This window comes from Frankia gtarii (assembly GCF_025403375.1).
Lineage (GTDB): Bacteria > Actinomycetota > Actinomycetes > Frankiales > Frankiaceae > Frankia > Frankia gtarii.
In genome coordinates, this window is sequence record NZ_JAMPTM010000557.1 from 1 (window position 1) to 1,109 (window position 1,109).

A 1,109-nucleotide genomic window follows, 5' to 3' on the forward strand; every position below is an offset into this window, starting at 1 on the left:
CCACCACCTCGATCGTCGAGGTGACCCCGGCGCCCCCCGGGACCGGGGTGGGCGGCCTGTCCGCGCTGGGCACGGGACCCGTGGCGGACGCAGCCGCACTGCGCTGGGCGTTGGACACTCCCGGCCCGATCGGGAGCAGGACGGTCACCGAGCTCGCCACCCACGGCCATCTCGACCATGACGTGCGGCTCGCCGTCGGCCAGGGCATCGGCCCGATCGACGCGATCCGGCACGCCACCCTGCTCCCGGCGCGGGCGCACGGCCTGGACTCGATGTTGGGTTCCATCGCCCCCGCCCGATTGGCCGATCTGCAGGTGGTGTCCACCCTCGCCGGCACCGCGCCGCCCGACGTGGTGGTCGCGGGCGGCCGGATCGCCGCCGAGCACGGCCGTCCGCTGTTCGACAACCACGACCTGGCGCCGGCCTGGGCCGTCGGCCGAATCCGGCTGCCGGCCAACCTGCACGCCGGTTCCTTCGCCGGTCCCGGACTGAGCCGGGCGGGCCGTCGCGACGCCAGCGTCGCGGTCGTCAGCATCGACGCGTCCCGGGAGCTGGCCGGCCCGCCGGTCGCCGGCGGCGCGGGAGGCGGCCCGCTGGGCGCGACGGGCCTGGAGCCGGTGACCGAGACCGCCCGCCGACACGGCGTGCGCACCGTGCGGGTGCAGCCGACGGTGCACGGCGGATACGCGGTCGCCGATCCCACCCGCGACCTGCACAAGGTCGCGGTCTTCGAGCGGGACGGCGGTGGCGGGCCGGTCGACGTCGGGCTGATCTGTGGCTGTGGGCTCAGCCGCGGCGCGCTCGGGGTGTCGACGGCGCAGGCCCCCGGCCACGTGATCGTGGTCGGCGCCCGCGACGACGACATGCTGACCGCCGCCCGAGCGGTCGAGGGCATGGGTGGCGGGTTCGTCGTCGTGGACCGGGGCTGGGTGCGGGCGGCCTGCCCGCTGCCGCTACTGGGCCTCATGAGCGACGCCCCGTGGGAGGCGGTGCTCGGCGAGCTGGCCGCCGTCGACGCGGCCGCGGCCGACCTCGGCTGCCGGCTGCCGTTTCCCCTGCGGACCCTTGCGACGCTCGGCCGACTGCTCTACACCCGCCCCTGACGCCCC

At 76.9% G+C, this 1,109-nt stretch carries 1 protein-coding gene; it reads left to right on the top strand.

Annotated features, from left to right (window positions below; genetic code table 11):
* Positions 1–1,103: adenine deaminase C-terminal domain-containing protein (locus tag NBZ83_RS32275; protein ID WP_261567084.1), on the top strand; the 1,103-nt coding region annotated here is incomplete at its 5' end.
* Positions 1,104–1,109: the final 6 nt, after the last annotated feature.